Source organism: Spirillospora sp. CA-142024, from assembly GCF_050942325.1.
Lineage (GTDB): Bacteria > Actinomycetota > Actinomycetes > Streptosporangiales > Streptosporangiaceae > Spirillospora.
Map to the genome: position 1 here is coordinate 3,176,064 of NZ_CP192077.1, position 16,522 is coordinate 3,192,585.

Here is a 16,522-nt window from a genome sequence, read left to right on the forward strand (position 1 = left end):
AAAAATAAGGAGTTCCCCATGTGGTCCACGCGCATGGCGCTCGCCGCCACGGCGACGCTGGCGATCGGACTGACGGCCGCCGCCTGCGGCGGCGACTCGGGCGACAAGGCGACCGCCGCCGGGCAGGGCGGCTTCACGGTCCCCAAGGTTCCGATGCAGCAGTCGGTCGGGCAGGGCGAGGGCCAGGTCAACCTGGTCGCCTGGGCCGGGTACGCCGAGGACGGCTCCAACGACCCCAAGGTCGACTGGGTCACCCCGTTCGAGAAGCAGACCGGCTGCAAGGTCAACACCAAGGTCGCCGGGACGTCCGACGAGATGGTGACGCTGATGAAGACCGGCGAGTACGACGCGGTCTCCGCCTCCGGTGACGCGTCGCTGCGGCTGATCGCCTCCGGGACGGTCGCGCCGGTCAACACCAAGCTCGTCCCGAACTACGCCGACGTGTTCCCCGGCCTGAAGATGAAGCCGTGGAACTCGGTGAACAACGTCTCCTACGGCATCCCGCACGGGCGCGGCGCGAACCTGCTGATGTGGCGCACCGACAAGGTGAAGACCGCCCCCGACTCGTGGGGCGCGGTGTTCGACCCGAACTCCCCGTACAAGGGGAAGGTCACCGCGTACGACTCGCCGATCTACATCGCCGACGCCGCCCTCTACCTGATGTCGGCCAAGCCCGAACTCGGCATCAAGAACCCGTACGCGCTCGACCAGAAGCAGTTCGACGCGGCCGTCGAGCTGCTGAAGACCCAGAAGGGGCTCATCGGCGAGTACTGGTCGGACTACACCAAGGAGGTGCAGGCGTTCAAGAGCGGCGACTCCGTCCTCGGGACGACGTGGCAGGTCATCGCCAACCTCGCCCAGGCCGAAAAGGCGCCGGTCAAGGTGACGCTGCCCAAGGAGGGCTCCACCGGCTGGTCGGACACCTGGATGGTCGGCGCCAAGTCCAAGCACCCCAACTGCGCCTACAAGTGGCTGGACTGGATCGTCTCCCCGAAGACGAACGCGCAGGTCGCCGAGTGGTTCGGTGAGGCCCCGGCCAACGCCAAGGCGTGCGCGGAGACCGCGGACAAGAAGTTCTGCGACACCTTCCATGCCACCGACGAGAACTACTTCTCCAAGGTGCACTTCTGGACGACGCCGATCGCGCAGTGCCTCGACGGGCGCACGAACGTCAAGTGCGTCGACTACTCCAAGTGGACCCAGGCGTGGACCACGATCAAGGGATGACCGTCACCGCCAAGGCCGGCGGGACGGACGTCCGCCCGGCGCCGGGTCCCCGGCGCCGGGCGGCGGCCCTGCTGCACCGCCGGCCGCGGCTGCGGCTCTCGCTGCTGCTGTCGGCGCCGCTCGCCTGGCTGGTCGTCGTCTACCTCGGGGCGCTCGCCGCGATCTTCCTGACCGCGTTCTGGACGACCGACGTCTTCACCGGCGAGGTCGTCCGGCAGTTCACCCTCTCCAACTTCCAGACGCTGCTGGACGAGCCGGTCTACCGGACGGTGGCGCTGCGCAGCCTCGGCGTCGCGGTGGCCGTCACCGTCATCGACACCGCGATCGGGTTCCCGATGGCGCTGTACATGGCCAAGGTCGCCAAGCCGAGGTACCGGCCGTACCTGATGATCGCGATCCTGGCGCCGCTGTGGGCCGCCTACCTCGTCAAGGCGTACGCGTGGCGCGTGATGCTGTCGCAGGGCGGCCTGGTCGACGAGGTGCTCAGGCCGTTCGGCCTGTCCGGCCCGGGCTACGGGCTGACGGCGACCGTGCTGGTCCTGTCCTACCTCTGGCTGCCCTACATGATCCTGCCCGTCTACACGGGCCTGGAGCGACTCCCGGACTCGCTGCTGGACGCGTCCGGCGACCTCGGCGCCCGGCCGCTGCGCACGTTCCGCACCGTGATGCTGCCGCTGGTGTTCCCGTCCCTGGTGGCCGGGTCGATCTTCACGTTCTCGCTGTCGCTCGGCGACTACATCACCGTGAAGATCGTCGGCGGCCGGAGCCAGCTGCTCGGCAACGTCGTCTACGACAACATCGGCGCCGCCAACAACCTGCCGTTCGCGGCGGCGGTCGCCACGATCCCGGTGGTGGTCATGCTCGGCTATCTCGCCGCGGCCCGCCGCACCGGCGCCCTCAGGGAGCTGTGATGACCCTCTCGCCGGCCGCGCGGATCGCGCTGCGCGTCCTCATGGCCTTCGGTCTCGCCGTCATCTACGTCCCGCTCCTCGTCGTGCTGATCAACTCGGTCAACGCGGACAAGACGTTCGGGTGGCCGCCGTCCGGGTTCACCGGGCGGTGGTGGTCGCAGGCGCTGGACAACGAGGGCGCCCGGCAGGCCGTCCTCACCAGCGTCAAGGCCGGACTCGGCGCGACGGCCGCCGCCCTCGTGCTCGGCACGATGGCGGCGTTCGCGGTGGCGCGGTACCGGTTCTTCGGGCGGGAGACCGTCTCGCTGGTCGTCGTGCTGCCGATCGCGCTGCCGGGCATCGTCACCGGCATCGCGCTCAGCAACGCCTTCCAGGTCGTGCTGAAGCCGCTCGGGATCGGGCTCGGCCTGTTCACCGTCATCGTCGGGCACGCGACGTTCTGCGTCGTCACCATCTTCAACAACGTCCTCGCCAGGCTCCGGCGGACGGGCACCAGCCTGGAGGAGGCGTCGGCGGACCTCGGGGCGGACACGTTCCAGACGTTCTGGTACGTGACGTTCCCGGCGCTCCGCTCGGCACTGCTCGCCGGCGGGCTGCTGTCGTTCGCGCTGTCCTTCGACGAGATCATCGTGACGACGTTCACGGCCGGCCCGGGCGCGGAGACGCTGCCGATCTGGATCTTCAACAACCTGTTCCGCCCGAACCAGGCCCCGGTCGTCAACGTCCTGGCCGCGGCCCTGATCGTGCTGTCGATCATCCCGATCTACATAGCCCAGCGCCTCTCCGCCGGCGCCCAGCGGGTCTGACCGCTCCGATCCCGCCGGGCCGCGCGGTCGCGCCGGGTTTACGCGCGCAGGCTCCGGGTGGTCTCGACCCAGCGGTCGAGGAGGGTGCTCGCGGCGCCGGAGTCGACGGCGACCGCGGCGCGCTCGTAGGCGTCCGCCAGGGTCCGGGTGAGCTCGGCCGGAGACGGCGCGCCCTCGTAGGCGGCGATGAGCGCGGCGGCGTTCAGCAGCACCATGTCGCGGACGGGTCCCTGCCGCCCGCCGAACGTCTCGCGCGCCACGCGCCCGTTGAACTCGGCGTCGGCGCCGCGCAGGTCCTCCGGCTTCGCCGGCGGGATGCCGAGGTCGGCCGGGTCGAAGGTCGTCTCCGTCGACGTGCCGTCGCGGACGACCCACACCGTCGAGGTGCCGGTGGTGGTGAGCTCGTCCAGGCCGTCGTCGCCGCGGAACACCAGCGACGAGCAGCCCCGGGCGGCGAACACTCCCGCCATCACGCCGGCCATCCGCGGGTGGAACACGCCCACCGCCTGGGAGGAGGGACGGGCGGGGTTCGTCAGCGGGCCGAGGAAGTTGAACACCGTGGGCGTGCCCAGCTCGCTGCGGGTGCGCGAGGCGTACTTCAGCGCGGGGTGGTAGAGCGGCGCGAAGCAGAAGGTGATGCCGATCTCCCCGGCGACCCGCGCGGTCGCCTCCGGGGGGAGGTCGATGGCGACGCCGAGGTGCTCCAGCAGGTCGGCGGCGCCGCACGAGGACGACGCGGCGCGGTTGCCGTGCTTGACGACCCGGACGCCCGACGCGGCCGCGACCACCGCGGCCATCGTGGAGACGTTGACGGTGTGGGCGCGGTCGCCGCCCGTCCCGACGAGGTCGGCGATGGGCCCCGGCACCTCGATGGGCGTGGCGTTGTCCATCATGCCCTCGGCGAGGCCGGTGACCTCCTCGACCGTCTCGCCCTTGGCGCGCAGCGCGACCGCGAAGCCCGCGATCTGCGCGTCCGTGGCCTCCCCGGCCATGATGCTGTTCATGGCCCAGGAGGTCTCCTCGCGGGACAGCGAGTCGCCCGACACAAGGGCGTTGAGCAGTGCGGGCCAGGTGGTGCGCGCGTCCATGTCCCCTACCGGGTCGTGCGGGTCTGCCGGGTCGTGCGGGCCTGCGGTGCGCGGGCTCACAACGCGCGGGCCTAGAGGGCCGGGAGGCGGTGCTGGAGGCGGTGGCGCATGAGGCCGGCGAGCGCCTGGGCGAGCGCCATCGGGTCGATGGGCAGGCTCACCACGGCGTCGGCGCGCGACCAGGTGGCGAGCCAGCCGTCGTCGCGGCGGCCGATGACGGCGAGGACGGGCGGGCAGTCGTACACCTCGTCCTTGGCCTGCCGGCACACGCCGAGACCGCCCGCGGGCTGCGCCTCGGCGTCGACGACCAGGACGTCGACGCCGCCCTGGTCGAGCCGCGCCACGACCGCCGGCTGGGTCGCGCACTCCTCGAACTCGACCTTCGGGAGGTCGGCTGCGGGGCGGCGGCCGATCGCCATCCGGATCTGTGCGCGGGTGTTCGCGTCGTCGCTGTACACGAGAACCTTCATCGGGCTCTCCGGGGCGGTGCTCATGGACGTGAAGAGTACCGGGTCGGGGCGCCGGAGACACGCTCGGGGAACCCTAGGAGGGGGGTCATGCGTCACTCACTGGATGGGGGCGCAATAATGCTGCCCGTGACAGCATCCGCGATAGAGACAACACCTCACGCACGGGCGAACCGTCCCAATCTGGTCAGCGTGGGGACGATCGTTTGGCTGTCGTCCGAGCTGATGTTCTTCGCGGCGCTGTTCGCGATGTTCTTCACGATCCGCTCTGTGACGATCGGCCAGTCCGGCCACGACGCGTGGCCGGGCGCCCCGCTGGACCTGCCGCTGTCCGCGGTCAACACGACCGTCCTGGTGCTGTCCTCGGTGACCTGCCAGATGGGCGTGTTCAAGGCCGAGGCGGGCAAGGTCGGACGTGACGGCGGCCTGCTGAACGTGGCGCGCTGGGGTCTGCGCGAGTGGTACGTGCTCTCGTTCCTCATGGGCGCCTACTTCGTCGCGGGCCAGGGTTACGAGTACTCCCAGCTGGTCTCCAAGGACGGGCTCACCTTCTCGTCCTCGGCCTACGGCTCGGTGTTCTACCTGGCCACCGGCTTCCACGGCCTGCACGTCATCGGCGGCCTCATCGCGTTCCTGTTCCTTCTCGGACGCACCTACGCCGCCAAGAGGTGGACGCACGAGCAGGCGACGAGCGCGATCGTCGTCTCCTACTACTGGCACTTCGTCGATGTGGTGTGGATCGGCCTGTTCTCGGTCGTTTACCTGCTCGACCACTGACCTCACCCCGACCTACCCGACGACATGACCCGAACGGGGATTTCCGTGAAAAGGATCACCGCATGGCGACGGCGCCCGTGGGCGGGCTACGCCGTCGTGCTGGCGGCCCTGGCGGCGATCGGCGTGATCTACGCCGGCTTCTCGCCGCGGACTGACCGCGCCGAGGCGCAGAGCGCCGCCCAGGCGGAGCAGGACCTGAAGAACGGCCAGCAGCTGTTCAACAAGAACTGCGCGAGCTGCCACGGGCTGAACGCCGAGGGCACGAAGGACGCCAAGGGCAACTCGATCGCCCCCAGCCTGATCGGCGTGGGCGCCGCGGCCGTCGACTTCCAGGTCAGCACGGGCCGCATGCCCGCGATGAACCCTGGCGCCCAGGTGCCGCGCAAGACGCCGATCCCCGCCTTCGACACCTCGATCAAGACCGACTACGAGGACCCGAAGGAGCGGGCGGAGGCCGAGAAGCAGAAGGCGGAGGCCGAGAAGAACCTCGCCGACCTGCGCGCCTACATCGCCTCGCTCGGCGGCGGGCCGGAGGTGCCCCCGGCGTCGGCCGTGGACCCGGAGAAGGGCAACGTCGCGCTCGGCGGGAAGCTGTTCCGCACCAACTGCGCCCAGTGCCACAACTTCACCGGCCAGGGCGGCGCGCTGACCGGCGGCAAGTACGCGCCGCCGCTCTCGAACTCCGACGTCACGCCCACCCAGATGTACGAGGCCATGCTGACCGGCCCGCAGGCGATGCCGGTGTTCAACGACACCACGCTCACCCCGCAGGACAAGCAGGCGATCATCTCCTACCTCGTCCAGACGCGCGAGGAGCCGAACCCGGGCGGTAACGGCCTCGGCCGCATCGGCCCGGTGACCGAGGGCCTGGCCGGCTGGCTGATCGGCATCGGCCTGCTGGTCCTGGCGGCCATGTGGATCACCGCGAAGAAGCCGAAGAAGCTGAAGAAGTCATGAGCGACGACAACAAGGACACGGCGGGCCAGAACGGCCCGCGCGACGGCGAGGGCCGCCGCGAACGCGTGATCGGCACGCCGTCCCCGGCGCGGGAGAAGGCGCTCCTCGCCGAGGACAACATCTCGGCGCCCGCGGGCGTTGGAGAGCAGCTGGACGAGGCGTCGATGAAGCGCGCCGAGCGGATCGTCGCGACGTTCTTCCTGCTCGCGTTCGCCGCCAGCGTGGCGTTCATCGCGTACTTCATCGGCTGGAGCGGCCGCGACGGCGGCATGCACGGCGTCACCCGGGCCCGCGAGTCGAACCTGTGGCTCGGCGGCCTGATGGCCCTGTCGTTCCTCGCGCTGGCCGTCGGCATCACCATCTGGGTGCGCCGGCTGATGACCAGCAAGCCGATCGTCCAGGAGCGGCACGAGCTGGCCGCCGACGAGGAGACCCGGGCGGCCTTCACCGAGGACTTCCTGGAGGGCGCCGACGACAGCGGCATCACCAAGCGGCCGCTGCTGCGCCGCACGCTGCTGCTGGCGGCCGCGCCGCTCGGCCTGGCCCCGCTCGTGCTGCTGCGCGACCTCGGCCCGCTGCCGGAGAAGCGGCTCCGCCACACCTTCTGGGGCGAGGCCGTCAAGAAGGCGCAGGCGGAGGGCAAGAAGGGCGTCCGCCTGGTGGTGGACGGCACCAACAAGCCGCTGCGGGTCGGCGACTTCTCCTCCCCGGGCTCGATGATCACCGTCCTGCCCGAGGGGATCGAGGAGGAGGTCCCCGAGGACCAGGTGCTCACGCAGAACGCCAAGGCGGTCACGATCCTCATCAACATCCCCGAGGACCAGTTCAAGCCCGCCAAGGGACGCGAGAACTGGCACGTCAACGGGATCGTCGCCTACTCCAAGGTGTGCACGCACGTCGGCTGCCCCGCGGCCCTCTACGAGCAGACCACGCACCACATCCTGTGCCCGTGCCACCAGTCCACGTTCGACGCCACCGACGCCGCGAAGGTCATCTTCGGCCCGGCGGCGCGGCCGCTGCCGCAGCTGCCGCTGTCGGTGGAGGACGGGTACCTCATCGCGACGAGCGACTACCACGAACCGATCGGCCCGAGCTTCTGGGAGCGCGGATGAGCGAGGCGACAGCTCCGAAGGCGGTCGAGGCCCCGCTGACGTTCCTCGACGACCGCCTCGGCTCGACGACCTTCTTCAAGCGGAACATGAAGAAGGTCTTTCCGGACCACTGGTCCTTCATGCTGGGCGAGATCGCCCTCTACTCCTTCATCATCCTGCTGCTGACCGGGACGTTCCTGACGCTCTGGTTCCAGCCGAGCATGAAGGAGGTCGTGTACGACGGCTCGTACACGAAGCTGAACGGCGTGAGGATGTCCGAGGCGTACGCCTCGACGCTGCACATCACCTTCGACGTGCGCGGCGGGCTGCTGATGCGGCAGATCCACCACTGGGCCGCGGTCCTCTTCATGGCCTCGATCCTGGCGCACATGCTGCGGGTGTTCTTCACCGGCGCCTACCGCAAGCCGCGCGAGCTGAACTGGCTGATCGGCATCGGCATGTTCACGCTCGGCATGCTGGAGGGCCTGTTCGGGTACTCGCTCCCGGACGACCTGCTGTCCGGCACCGGCCTGCGCATCACGCAGGGCGTGCTGGAGGCGATCCCGCTGGTCGGCACCTACGGCTACATGTTCCTGTTCGGCGGCGAGTTCCCCGGCCAGGACATCGTGCCGCGCCTGTACATGCTGCACATCCTGCTGATCCCGGGCCTGCTGCTCGGCATGGTCACCGCGCACATGATGATCATGTGGGTGCAGAAGCACACCGCGATGCCGGTCAAGAACCAGACCGAACAGCAGGTGTACGGCTACCCGTTCTACCCGGTCTTCATGGCCAAGACGGGCGCGTACTTCCTGTTCACGTTCGGCGTCGTCGCGCTGCTGGGCGCGTTCGCGCAGATCAACCCGATCTGGCTGTTCGGCCCGTACGACCCCGGCGCGATCTCCTCGGGCTCCCAGCCCGACTGGTACATGGGCGTCCTGGAGGGCGCGCTGCGCATCATGCCGAACTGGGAGATCACCGCCTGGGGCCACACGCTCAGCCTCAACGTGCTGATCCCGGCGACGGTGCCGCTCGGCATCGTGTTCGGCGGCGCCGCGGCCTGGCCGTTCATCGAGCAGTGGGTGACCGGCGACAAACGGCACCACCACGTGAACACCCGGCCGCGCAACGCCCCGGTCCGCACGGCCACCGGCATCGCGGCGGTCACCTTCTACGGCCTGCTGTGGCTCGCCGGCGCGAACGACGTCATCGCTGACAAGTTCCACGTGTCGCTGTTCGCCACGACGTGGTTCTTCCGGGTGACGTTCTTCGTCGGCCCCTTCCTGGCGTTCGTCATCACCAAGCGGATCTGCCTGGGCCTCCAACGCAAGGACGCCGACGTCATCGGGCACGGCGTGGAGAGCGGCGTGATCATGATGTCGCCGGAGGGCGCGTTCTCCGAGCGGCACGAGGCCGCGCGTGAGGAGGAGAAGGTCGTCATCCTGTCCAAGGAGAACGCCCGGCCGGAGGCGCCCGCCCGCGACGCCCGGGGCATCCCGGCGCCCAGCACCAAGGGCCCGCTCGGGCACCTGCGCTCGCGGCTCAACCGCGCGTGGACCTTCGACGACGTCCCCGTCGAGGAGCACGAGCACGAGCACGGCGAGCAGCGGGAGATCGAGGGCGGCAAGACGTCGCAGGAGATCCGCCACTGATCGCGATCGGTTCCGCAGGGCCCGTCACCGCACCGCCGGTGGCGGGCCCTTCCGCATGCCGGGCGGTTCGTATGCTGGCCGGACGATGACCACGACGCTGTTCGTCACCAACGACTTCCCGCCCCGGCCGGGCGGTATCCAGGCGTTCGTGCACGGCCTCGCCGTACGCCGCCCGCCCGGCTCGGTCGTCGTGTACGCCCCCGCGTGGAAGGGCGCGGCGGAGTTCGACGCGGCGCAGCCGTTCCCGGTCGTCCGGCATCCGGGGACGCTGATGCTGCCGGAGCCGGGCGTGCTGCGCCGGGCGGCGGACGTGCTGCGCGGCGAGCGCTGCGACTCGGTCGTGTTCGGGGCGGCGGCGCCGCTCGGCCTGCTGGCCCCGGCGCTGCGGCGGCGCGGGGCGGGGCGGCTCGTCGGGATCACGCACGGGCACGAGGCGGGCTGGGCGGCGCTGCCGGTGGCGCGGAACCTGCTCGGCCGCATCGGGGACGGCGTGGACGTCCTGACCTACCTGGGCGAGTACACGCGGTCCCGGATGGCCAGGGCCCTGTCGCCGGCCGCCGCCGCCCGGCTGACCCGGCTTGCCCCCGGCGTCGACGAGAAGCTCTTCCGGGCGGGCGCCGGGGGCTCGGACATCCGCTCCCGGCACGGGCTGACCGACCGTCCCGTGGTGGTCTGCGTGTCCCGCCTGGTGCCGCGCAAGGGGCAGGACGCCCTGATCCATGCATGGCCGCGCGTCCTCAGGGCGATCCCGGACGCCGCTCTGCTGCTCGTCGGCGGCGGCCCCTACCGGCGCGACCTCGAACGCCTCGCCGTCTCCCTCAACGTGGAGCGCTCCGTCGTCTTCGCCGGCGGCGTCCCCTGGGAGGAGCTGCCCGCGCATTTCGACGCGGGCGACGTCTTCGCGATGCCGTGCCGCACCCGGCGTCGCGGCCTGGACGTGGAGGGTCTGGGCATCGTCTACCTGGAGGCGTCGGCCACGGGACTCCCCGTCGTCGCCGGCGACTCCGGCGGCGCACCCGATGCCGTCCTGGACGGCGAGACCGGCACCGTCGTCCCGGGCCGTTCGATCCCCAGGATCGCCGAAGCCGTGACGAGCCTGCTGTCGGACCCGCAACGGGCCCGGGCCATGGGTGAGAAGGGCCGCGCCTGGATCGAACGCGAATGGCGCTGGGACGTCCAGGCCGCCCGCCTGGGAGACCTGCTCGCGCCCGGGTCCGGAGGCCGGAGCGATGATCCGGGGCGAGGACCCGCCCCCGCGCCGTAGGCGGGTCCTCGCCCCGGGGACCAGAGGCGGCCGGACCGGTCGGCACGGACCGGCCCGGCCGGCTACATCAGCCGATACACCGGCCGGGTGAGCGCCCGCTCCGCCGGCGGGCGCGTTGTTCCGGGCTCGGGCGCCCTGAACGCCCGAGCCCGGAACAACGCCATGGGCCCGTGCCCCGCCCCCGGAGACCAGTTCCACGCGGACGCCCCTGCCGAGGTGGGGTTGTCGTGATCCGCTGCCGGCCGGCCCGGCGCCCCTGTGGGGGAGAACCTGGAGATGGGCGCGCCGCTTGGACGGCCCGCAGGCCCGGATCGAGTCCGCGTGGACGGGAGCGCGGGGCACGACCCCGGCATCCGGCACCGTGGGGCCCGGCCCCGCGACGGTGCCCGGCCGCGGACGCGCAGGAGGGGCGAACGGCCCCTGGGCTGATCCCGTGTCGCGGTGATCGTGTCATTGGGGCCACCTCCTCCTCCTGCTGCTTGCGTCCGCGGTCGCTGACAATCTCGAAGCTAGAGCCCGGACGGCGCCGGCGGCAGCACGTTAAAGCGCGCTTAAGGAGCGGATCAGTCGTCGCTAAGCCGCCTGAATCCGTCGCCCGGATGCGTGAACATGCTTCGGGTTTCGCGCGTACTCCTCTGGAGAGCGGAACCTCCGCGGGGGAGGGGCCGCAGGTTTTTTGGCACGGACTAGCATTCGAGTGGCTCTTGGGGCGTATGCTCCCGGAGTGATCGGGCGGATTCGCGAGAATCCGTTCGGGGATCGTGGTGGGAGCGAGCGGGCTCCTACATCGCGGTCCCGACATGTCTCAGCGGGACCGCCGCCGGGCGACACGCCCGGCGGCGCGGAGCCTACCGGCGTTCGCCGAGCCCTCCGTCTCCTCCACAGGAGAGGGCATGGCGCGACGCGATTACGGGCATGCGTCCCGGAGCCAAACGCATGCTGCACCGTGGGCGGAAACGCCTGGGCGCCCCAGCGCGCGATCCGAGCCCAAGCGCGGGCTCTGGTCCGAGGAGCCCCAGTGGCCCGAAGGGTCCTGGTGGTCGGAGCAGCCGGACTGGTCCGAGCGGGGACGGCCGTCCCGGCGCGAACCGTCCCGGCGGGAGACGAAGCGGCGCGAGGGCAGGGCTCGCGCGCGCCGCTCCGGCGAGGGCGCCGAGCGGCCGCGGGCACGTGCGCGGCGGCCGGAGCCGCCCGCACAGCGCTCCGACGCTTTCGGCGCCCGCAACGGCGGCTATGACGCGGGAACGGACCGTTCCGACCCCCGCGCCGGCGGCTTCAAGGGCCGCAACGAGCGTCCCGACCCCCGCACGCGGCGCTTCGACACGCGCGACGAGCGCGCCGACGCGCGCACGCCGCAGTTCGGGACGCGCAACGAGCCTTCCGACGCCCGCACACGGCAGTTCGACGCCCGCGATGTGCGCTCTGATCCGCGTACGCCGCAGTTCGGGACGCGCAACGAGCGTCCCGACGCCCCCACACGGCAGTTCGATGCCCGTGAGGAGCGCCCGGGCGGTCGTGCGTGGCCTTCCGGCCCCGGCTACGAGCGTCCCGACGCCCGCACGCGGCAGTTCGACCTGCGCAACGAGCGTCCGGGGGGCCGGGCCGAGCGGTTCGACGCGCGTGCCGAGGGGTACGGCGCGGCAGGCGGACGCTCCGGCAGGGACCGTTCCCGCGACTTCCCGCCGCCCGGCGGACGGTCGCATCGCCGGGAACGCGGCCGTTCGGAGCGGGGGCCCGAGCGCCGGCCGCAGGCGCGCCCGGAGCCCCGGGGCCGCCAGACGCCGCCACGCCCCGGCCCGAAGGCCACGCCGCGCCGCGGGCGGCGGCCCACCGACCGGATGAGCATCGGCGCGATCGTGCTGTCCACCGCCGTCGGCCTGTCCCTGCTCGGCATCGTCGAGCGGGCGCTGCTGGACGGCGGCCCCATCGGCGGCTCGTCCGGTCCCGTCGGCTCGCAGCGCGCGATCCAGCCGCCGAAGCCCGGCACCGGCACGCCCGCGCGGCCGCAGCAGCCGTCGCAGCAGCCCGGTGGCGGCGGTACCGCCACGGCCCCGGCCGGTCCCGACCTCGCGGTGCTCGCCGCCCAGGTCCGGAAGCTGACCCTGGCGCAGCGCGGGACGGCCGCCAAGCAGGCGTACGGGGCCGCGCTGACGCGGAACCCGTTCGTGGACGCCACCCGCACGAGCGCCGACCGGACGTGGGTGTTCGGCACCACCGCGATCCCCGTCCCCGCCGCCAGTTCCGCCAACCCCGAGATCGCGTTCTACACCGCGCATTGGACGGGCAAGGAGTGGCAGGTCGGGCTCTCGGGCGGGAAGGCGTTCGCCGCCATGCTCGGGACGCTCCCCGCGAACATGATGTCGGCGTCGGAGGCGCGCCTCCTGCGCAAGTACGGGGCGCTGACCGCGGCGCAGGCCACCACCCTCGTCAACGGGACGCGGACCGGCGACAAGCTGATGCTGCCGTGGAAGATCGGCCAGGCGTGGTCGCTGACGACTTCTGAGGACTCCCCGTCCGCGCGTCCGCTGGCGTCGCTGGCGTTCTCCGGCGGAGACGGCCGCGTCGTCGCGTCCGGCCTCGGGCGGCTCTACCGGTTCTGCTCCAGCCAGGCCGGCGCGCTCGTCATGCTGATCCACCCGAGCGGCCTCGCGACCACCTACTACGGCATGCGGAACGTGACCCAGCTGCGCGACGGCAGCGTCGTCCGGCAGGGCGACGTCCTCGGGCGCACCGGCGCCTCCCGGCCCTGCGGCGGGGCTCCCGCGCCCCGTGCCGAGGTCGCGTTCGGGCTGCGCCGCGGCGCCGCGCCGATCCCGCTCGACGGCGCCGAGATCGGCGGCTGGACGTTCCGGGAGCGCGCGAAGCCGCTCCTCGGCTTCGCCGAACGCGGCGTTCTCCAAGTGCTTCCCGGGGCCCTGCTGGCCAACCTCGGCCCGGTCCCCGCGGCGGACGACCCTCCGTCGTCATCGCCGTCCCCCCGCGCCACGCCGGAGGACGGCGCCGGACCGGCCGGCGCCCCGGCGCCGGCCGCAACATAGAAGAGGAGTCCGAGCGGTGCGAATTCGCAACAGTGATGATCCCGCGGTGCCCGGCTGGGTGCTTCGGCTGGTGCTCGCCGGCGCGGTCCTGGTGCTCGTCGGCGCGGCGACCCCGCAGGGCGCCGTCGCGGTCGCGAACGTGCAGTACTTCCTCAACTTCTACGCAGGCGTCTTCGCGCTCGTGTCCTACACCACCGCGGTGATGAGCGGGCTGCTGGCCACCGAGCGCCTGATCCTGAAGATCCGGCACCGGGTGCTCGCGCAGGCCCTGCACCGCGCCTCCGCCGTCGTCGCGACGGCGATGCTGGTCGCGCACATCTCGGTGAAGGTGATGAACGGCCTCGCGCTGCCGATCCAGATCGTCGTCCCGGACGGCGGGGCGATCGGCCTCGGCACGATCGCCGCCGAGCTGATGTTCCTCATCGTGATCACCGGCGTGGTGCGGTCGCGGTTCGCGGTCCGCGGCAAGGCGTGGTTGTGGCGGTCGATGCACGCGCTCGCCTACGTGGCCTGGCCGATGGCGATCGTGCACGGACTGATCACCGGCCGGGCCGCGGCGAACTGGGTGGTGCTCAGCTACGTGATGAGCGTCGTGTTCGTCGTGCTCGCCCTGGTCACCCGCATGGTCGTGGTGTTCAAGCCGCGGGAGGTGCCCCGCGCCGGCGACGAGATCGACCCGTACTCGCGGCCGGACGGCGCCGGCCGCCGCCGGGACCGGCGCGCCATGGCGGAGCGGGAGCACGAGGAGGGGCGCGTCGCCGCGATGGCGCGGGCCAGGGCGGACGACGACCCGCGCGGTCTGGACGACCCGCGCGACTTCGGGGACCGGAGCTTCGACGACCGGGACTTCGGTGACTCGCGCGACTACGGCTCCCGCGGCTACGACGACCCGCGCCGGACCGTCTCCGATCCGCGCGGCATGCCCGTGACAGGGCAGGGGCGTGACACCGAGGTCATCCGATGACCTCGACCGTCACCGTCTCCAACATCGGCGGACCCCGGCTGACGCTCGGGTTCGACCGGTTCGACCGGCTGGACCTCGACCGGCACCTCGCGGTGCACGGCAGGCTCCGCGCGCCGGCGCTGGACGACCTGGTCCGCATGGCGGAGCAGGTCGACCTGAGGGGACGCGGCGGTGCGGGCTTCCCGTTCGCCCGCAAGCTGATGGCGGTCGCCGCGCGGGTCAACTACCCGACCGCGGACCAGACCGCGCTGCTGCCCGGCGAGAAGGGCGACGAGCGCGGGTCCAGCGAGGACGTCGTCGTCGTGGTGAACGGGGCCGAGGGCGAGCCCGGCAGCTCCAAGGACAAGGTCCTGCTCGGCCGGGCCCCGCACCTGGTGCTCGACGGCGCCCAGATCGCCGCGAACGCGCTCGGCACCCAGCGGATCGTGCTGGCCGTCGAGAGCGACGAGGCGGCCCGGTCGGTCCGCGCCGCGATCAGCGAGCGGCGGATGCCGGCCCGGGTCGTGCGGCTGACCGAGCGGTTCATCTCCGGGGAGAGCGGCGCGGTGATCCGCGCCATCAACGGGGAGACGCCGATCCCGCCGGGCGTCAAGGTGCGCGCGTCCGACGCCGGGGTGGACGGCTACCCGACGCTGCTGTCCAACACCGAGACGTTCGCGCAGCTCGCCGTGCTGGTCTCGCTCGGCCCCGACCTCTACGCCTCGGCCGGGACGGAGGACGAGCCGGGCACCACGCTGCTCACCATCGGCAAGACCCAGGTCGTCGAGGCGCCGCTGGGCACGCCCCTGCAGGCCGTCCTCGACCACTGCGACGTGCCACCGTCCCCGGGCGTGCTCGTCGGCGGGTACCACGGGATGTGGCTCGACCCGGCCGGCGTGTCGCGGGCGGTGCTGTCGCGCGCCGGGATGCGGCGGGTCGGCGCGACGGTGGGCGCGGGGATCATCCTGCCGCTCACCCAGGGCACCTGCCCGCTCGGCGAGGTCACCCGGATCGCCTCCTATCTCGCCGCGCAGTCCGCCGGGCAGTGCGGGCCGTGCCGGCTCGGGCTGCCCGACGTCGTCCGGTCGCTGAACGCGCTGACCGAGGGGGCCGGGACGGTGGAGGACGTCCGCCGTGCCGCCGGCGTCGGCCGGGGCCGCGGCGCCTGCACCCACCCGGACGGGACGGCCAGGTTCGTCCTGTCCGCGATGGAGGCGTTCGGCCCCGACATCGACGCGCACCGGTGGGGCGCCGGGTGCGGCATGTCGACCTACGGCGTGCTGCCGCTCCCGGTGCCCGACGGCACGGAGGGACGGGTGGCGATCGACTGGAGCCGGTGCGACGGGCACGGCCTGTGCGCCTACCTCGTCCCCGAGCTGATCCAGCTCGACCGGTACGGCTTCCCCGTGGTGCTCGGGTCCGACATCCCGGCGTGGATCGAAAAGGACGTTCAGAAGGCGGTCGCGATGTGCCCGGCACTGGCCTTGCGCGTCGTCGGAGGTGTGCCTGGGGCACCGTCGCGGCGGTGAATTCCGGACATGCGAAAAAATTGACATCTGGTGGACATGGTTGAACCCCGCGGCGGCGCGGTGCGTATTCACAGGTGGACCCGCGCCGTATCCGTCGAGAGGTCCCGAGAGGAGGAAGAGAAACCTTGAGGAAATCCTACGGAATGGCTGAAATGCGCAGGCTCCCGCGCTTCGGCAGGGGGCGCCTTCTGCTGATCCTGGCGGCCCTGGCGGCCGTCGGAGCGGCCTTCGTGGTCGTCATGAACCCGGTCGGCGTCCCCGCCAGCGGCGCGGCGAACCTCGGTGGCACCGTGAACACGAAGTGGGGCAAGCTGAGCACCCTGGACAGGCAGCTCCTGGTCAAGGTCAGGCAGGCCGACCTGTGGGAGATACCCGCAGGTCAGCAGGCACAGCAGCGCGCCTCCGCCCCCCGGGTACGCGAGGTCGCCGACATCATCTGGCAGCAGCACATGCAGCTGGACACCGATGTCCGCGCCGTCGCGCAGAAGCTCGGCGTGCTCCTTCCCAACGAGCCCAACGGAAGCCAGAAGAGCTGGCTGAGGGAAATGTCGGGCAAGTTCGGGAGCGATTTCGACAAGACCTTCGTGCTGCGGCTCCGCGCCGCGCACGGCCAGGTCTTCGCGATCATCGCCAAGGTGCGCGCAGCGTCCGAGAATTCTGAGATCCGCGCGTTCGCCGAAAGGGCGATGAAATTCGTCAACACGCATATGTCGCTGCTTGAGAGCACTGGCCTGGTGCCCAGGCGTGCCCTGCACTGACCTACGATCCCACC

At 71.8% G+C, this 16,522-nt stretch carries 14 protein-coding genes; 12 read left to right on the top strand and 2 right to left on the bottom strand.

What is annotated here, in order from left to right; genetic code table 11:
* The first annotated feature begins 18 nt into the window (after positions 1-18).
* From ACQPZP_RS15435 to ACQPZP_RS15445, 3 genes are read left to right on the top strand one after another with little or no spacing between them, the layout of a single operon-like run.
* Entirely contained in the window at positions 19-1,227 is a 1,209-nt protein-coding gene (locus ACQPZP_RS15435; protein ID WP_433478298.1) for an ABC transporter substrate-binding protein, read from the top strand.
* Positions 1,224-2,138, top strand: a complete 915-nt coding sequence (locus tag ACQPZP_RS15440; protein ID WP_433478299.1) for an ABC transporter permease — start codon at positions 1,224-1,226, stop codon at positions 2,136-2,138. Before ACQPZP_RS15435 ends, ACQPZP_RS15440 begins: the two co-directional genes overlap by 4 nt.
* The gene (locus ACQPZP_RS15445; protein WP_433478300.1) at positions 2,138-2,944 is read left to right on the top strand and encodes an ABC transporter permease; all 807 of its coding nucleotides are present in this window, start codon (positions 2,138-2,140) and stop codon (positions 2,942-2,944) included. Before ACQPZP_RS15440 ends, ACQPZP_RS15445 begins: the two co-directional genes overlap by 1 nt.
* Positions 2,945-2,982: 38 nt before the next feature.
* On the opposite strand, the gene trpD is transcribed toward ACQPZP_RS15445, so the two are convergent.
* Positions 2,983-4,032, bottom strand: a complete 1,050-nt coding sequence (gene trpD, locus ACQPZP_RS15450; protein ID WP_433478301.1) for an anthranilate phosphoribosyltransferase — start codon at positions 4,030-4,032, stop codon at positions 2,983-2,985.
* Positions 4,033-4,103: 71 nt separating this feature from the next.
* Entirely contained in the window at positions 4,104-4,526 is a 423-nt protein-coding gene (locus ACQPZP_RS15455; protein ID WP_433478302.1) for a hypothetical protein, read from the bottom strand.
* Between the two features lie 93 nt (positions 4,527-4,619).
* Between ACQPZP_RS15455 and ctaE the strand changes: the two genes are divergently transcribed.
* The 9 genes from ctaE to ACQPZP_RS15500 all read left to right on the top strand — a co-directional run bounded on the left by ctaE (position 4,620) and on the right by ACQPZP_RS15500 (position 16,508).
* A complete protein-coding gene (gene ctaE / locus ACQPZP_RS15460) occupies positions 4,620-5,276 on the top strand; it encodes an aa3-type cytochrome oxidase subunit III (RefSeq protein ID WP_433469975.1) in 657 nt (218 codons plus the stop codon).
* A 45-nt stretch (positions 5,277-5,321) separates the two neighbouring features.
* Positions 5,322-6,233 carry a cytochrome bc1 complex diheme cytochrome c subunit gene (gene qcrC / locus ACQPZP_RS15465; protein ID WP_433478303.1) on the top strand — a complete coding sequence of 304 codons (912 nt, stop codon included), beginning with the start codon at positions 5,322-5,324 and terminating at the stop codon, positions 6,231-6,233.
* Entirely contained in the window at positions 6,230-7,345 is a 1,116-nt protein-coding gene (gene qcrA, locus ACQPZP_RS15470; RefSeq protein WP_433478304.1) for a cytochrome bc1 complex Rieske iron-sulfur subunit, read from the top strand. Before qcrC ends, qcrA begins: the two co-directional genes overlap by 4 nt.
* A complete protein-coding gene (gene qcrB / locus ACQPZP_RS15475) occupies positions 7,342-8,976 on the top strand; it encodes a cytochrome bc1 complex cytochrome b subunit (RefSeq protein ID WP_433478305.1) in 1,635 nt (544 codons plus the stop codon). Before qcrA ends, qcrB begins: the two co-directional genes overlap by 4 nt.
* Positions 8,977-9,061: 85 nt before the next feature.
* Complete coding sequence (locus ACQPZP_RS15480) at positions 9,062-10,240, top strand: glycosyltransferase family 4 protein (RefSeq protein WP_433478306.1); 1,179 nt, start codon at positions 9,062-9,064, stop codon at positions 10,238-10,240.
* A gap of 893 nt (positions 10,241-11,133) precedes the next feature.
* On the top strand, positions 11,134-13,278 hold the full coding sequence (locus ACQPZP_RS15485) for a hypothetical protein (protein WP_433478307.1): 2,145 nt from the start codon (positions 11,134-11,136) through the stop codon (positions 13,276-13,278).
* 16 nt (positions 13,279-13,294) lie between these two features.
* Positions 13,295-14,242, top strand: a complete 948-nt coding sequence (locus ACQPZP_RS15490; RefSeq protein WP_433478308.1) for a hypothetical protein — start codon at positions 13,295-13,297, stop codon at positions 14,240-14,242.
* Positions 14,239-15,750 (top strand): ferredoxin, encoded by a 1,512-nt coding sequence (locus ACQPZP_RS15495; RefSeq protein WP_433478309.1) that lies wholly within the window; start codon positions 14,239-14,241, stop codon positions 15,748-15,750. Before ACQPZP_RS15490 ends, ACQPZP_RS15495 begins: the two co-directional genes overlap by 4 nt.
* A 152-nt stretch (positions 15,751-15,902) precedes the next feature.
* Complete coding sequence (locus ACQPZP_RS15500; RefSeq protein WP_433478310.1) at positions 15,903-16,508, top strand: DUF4142 domain-containing protein; 606 nt, start codon at positions 15,903-15,905, stop codon at positions 16,506-16,508.
* Positions 16,509-16,522 lie beyond the last annotated feature (14 nt).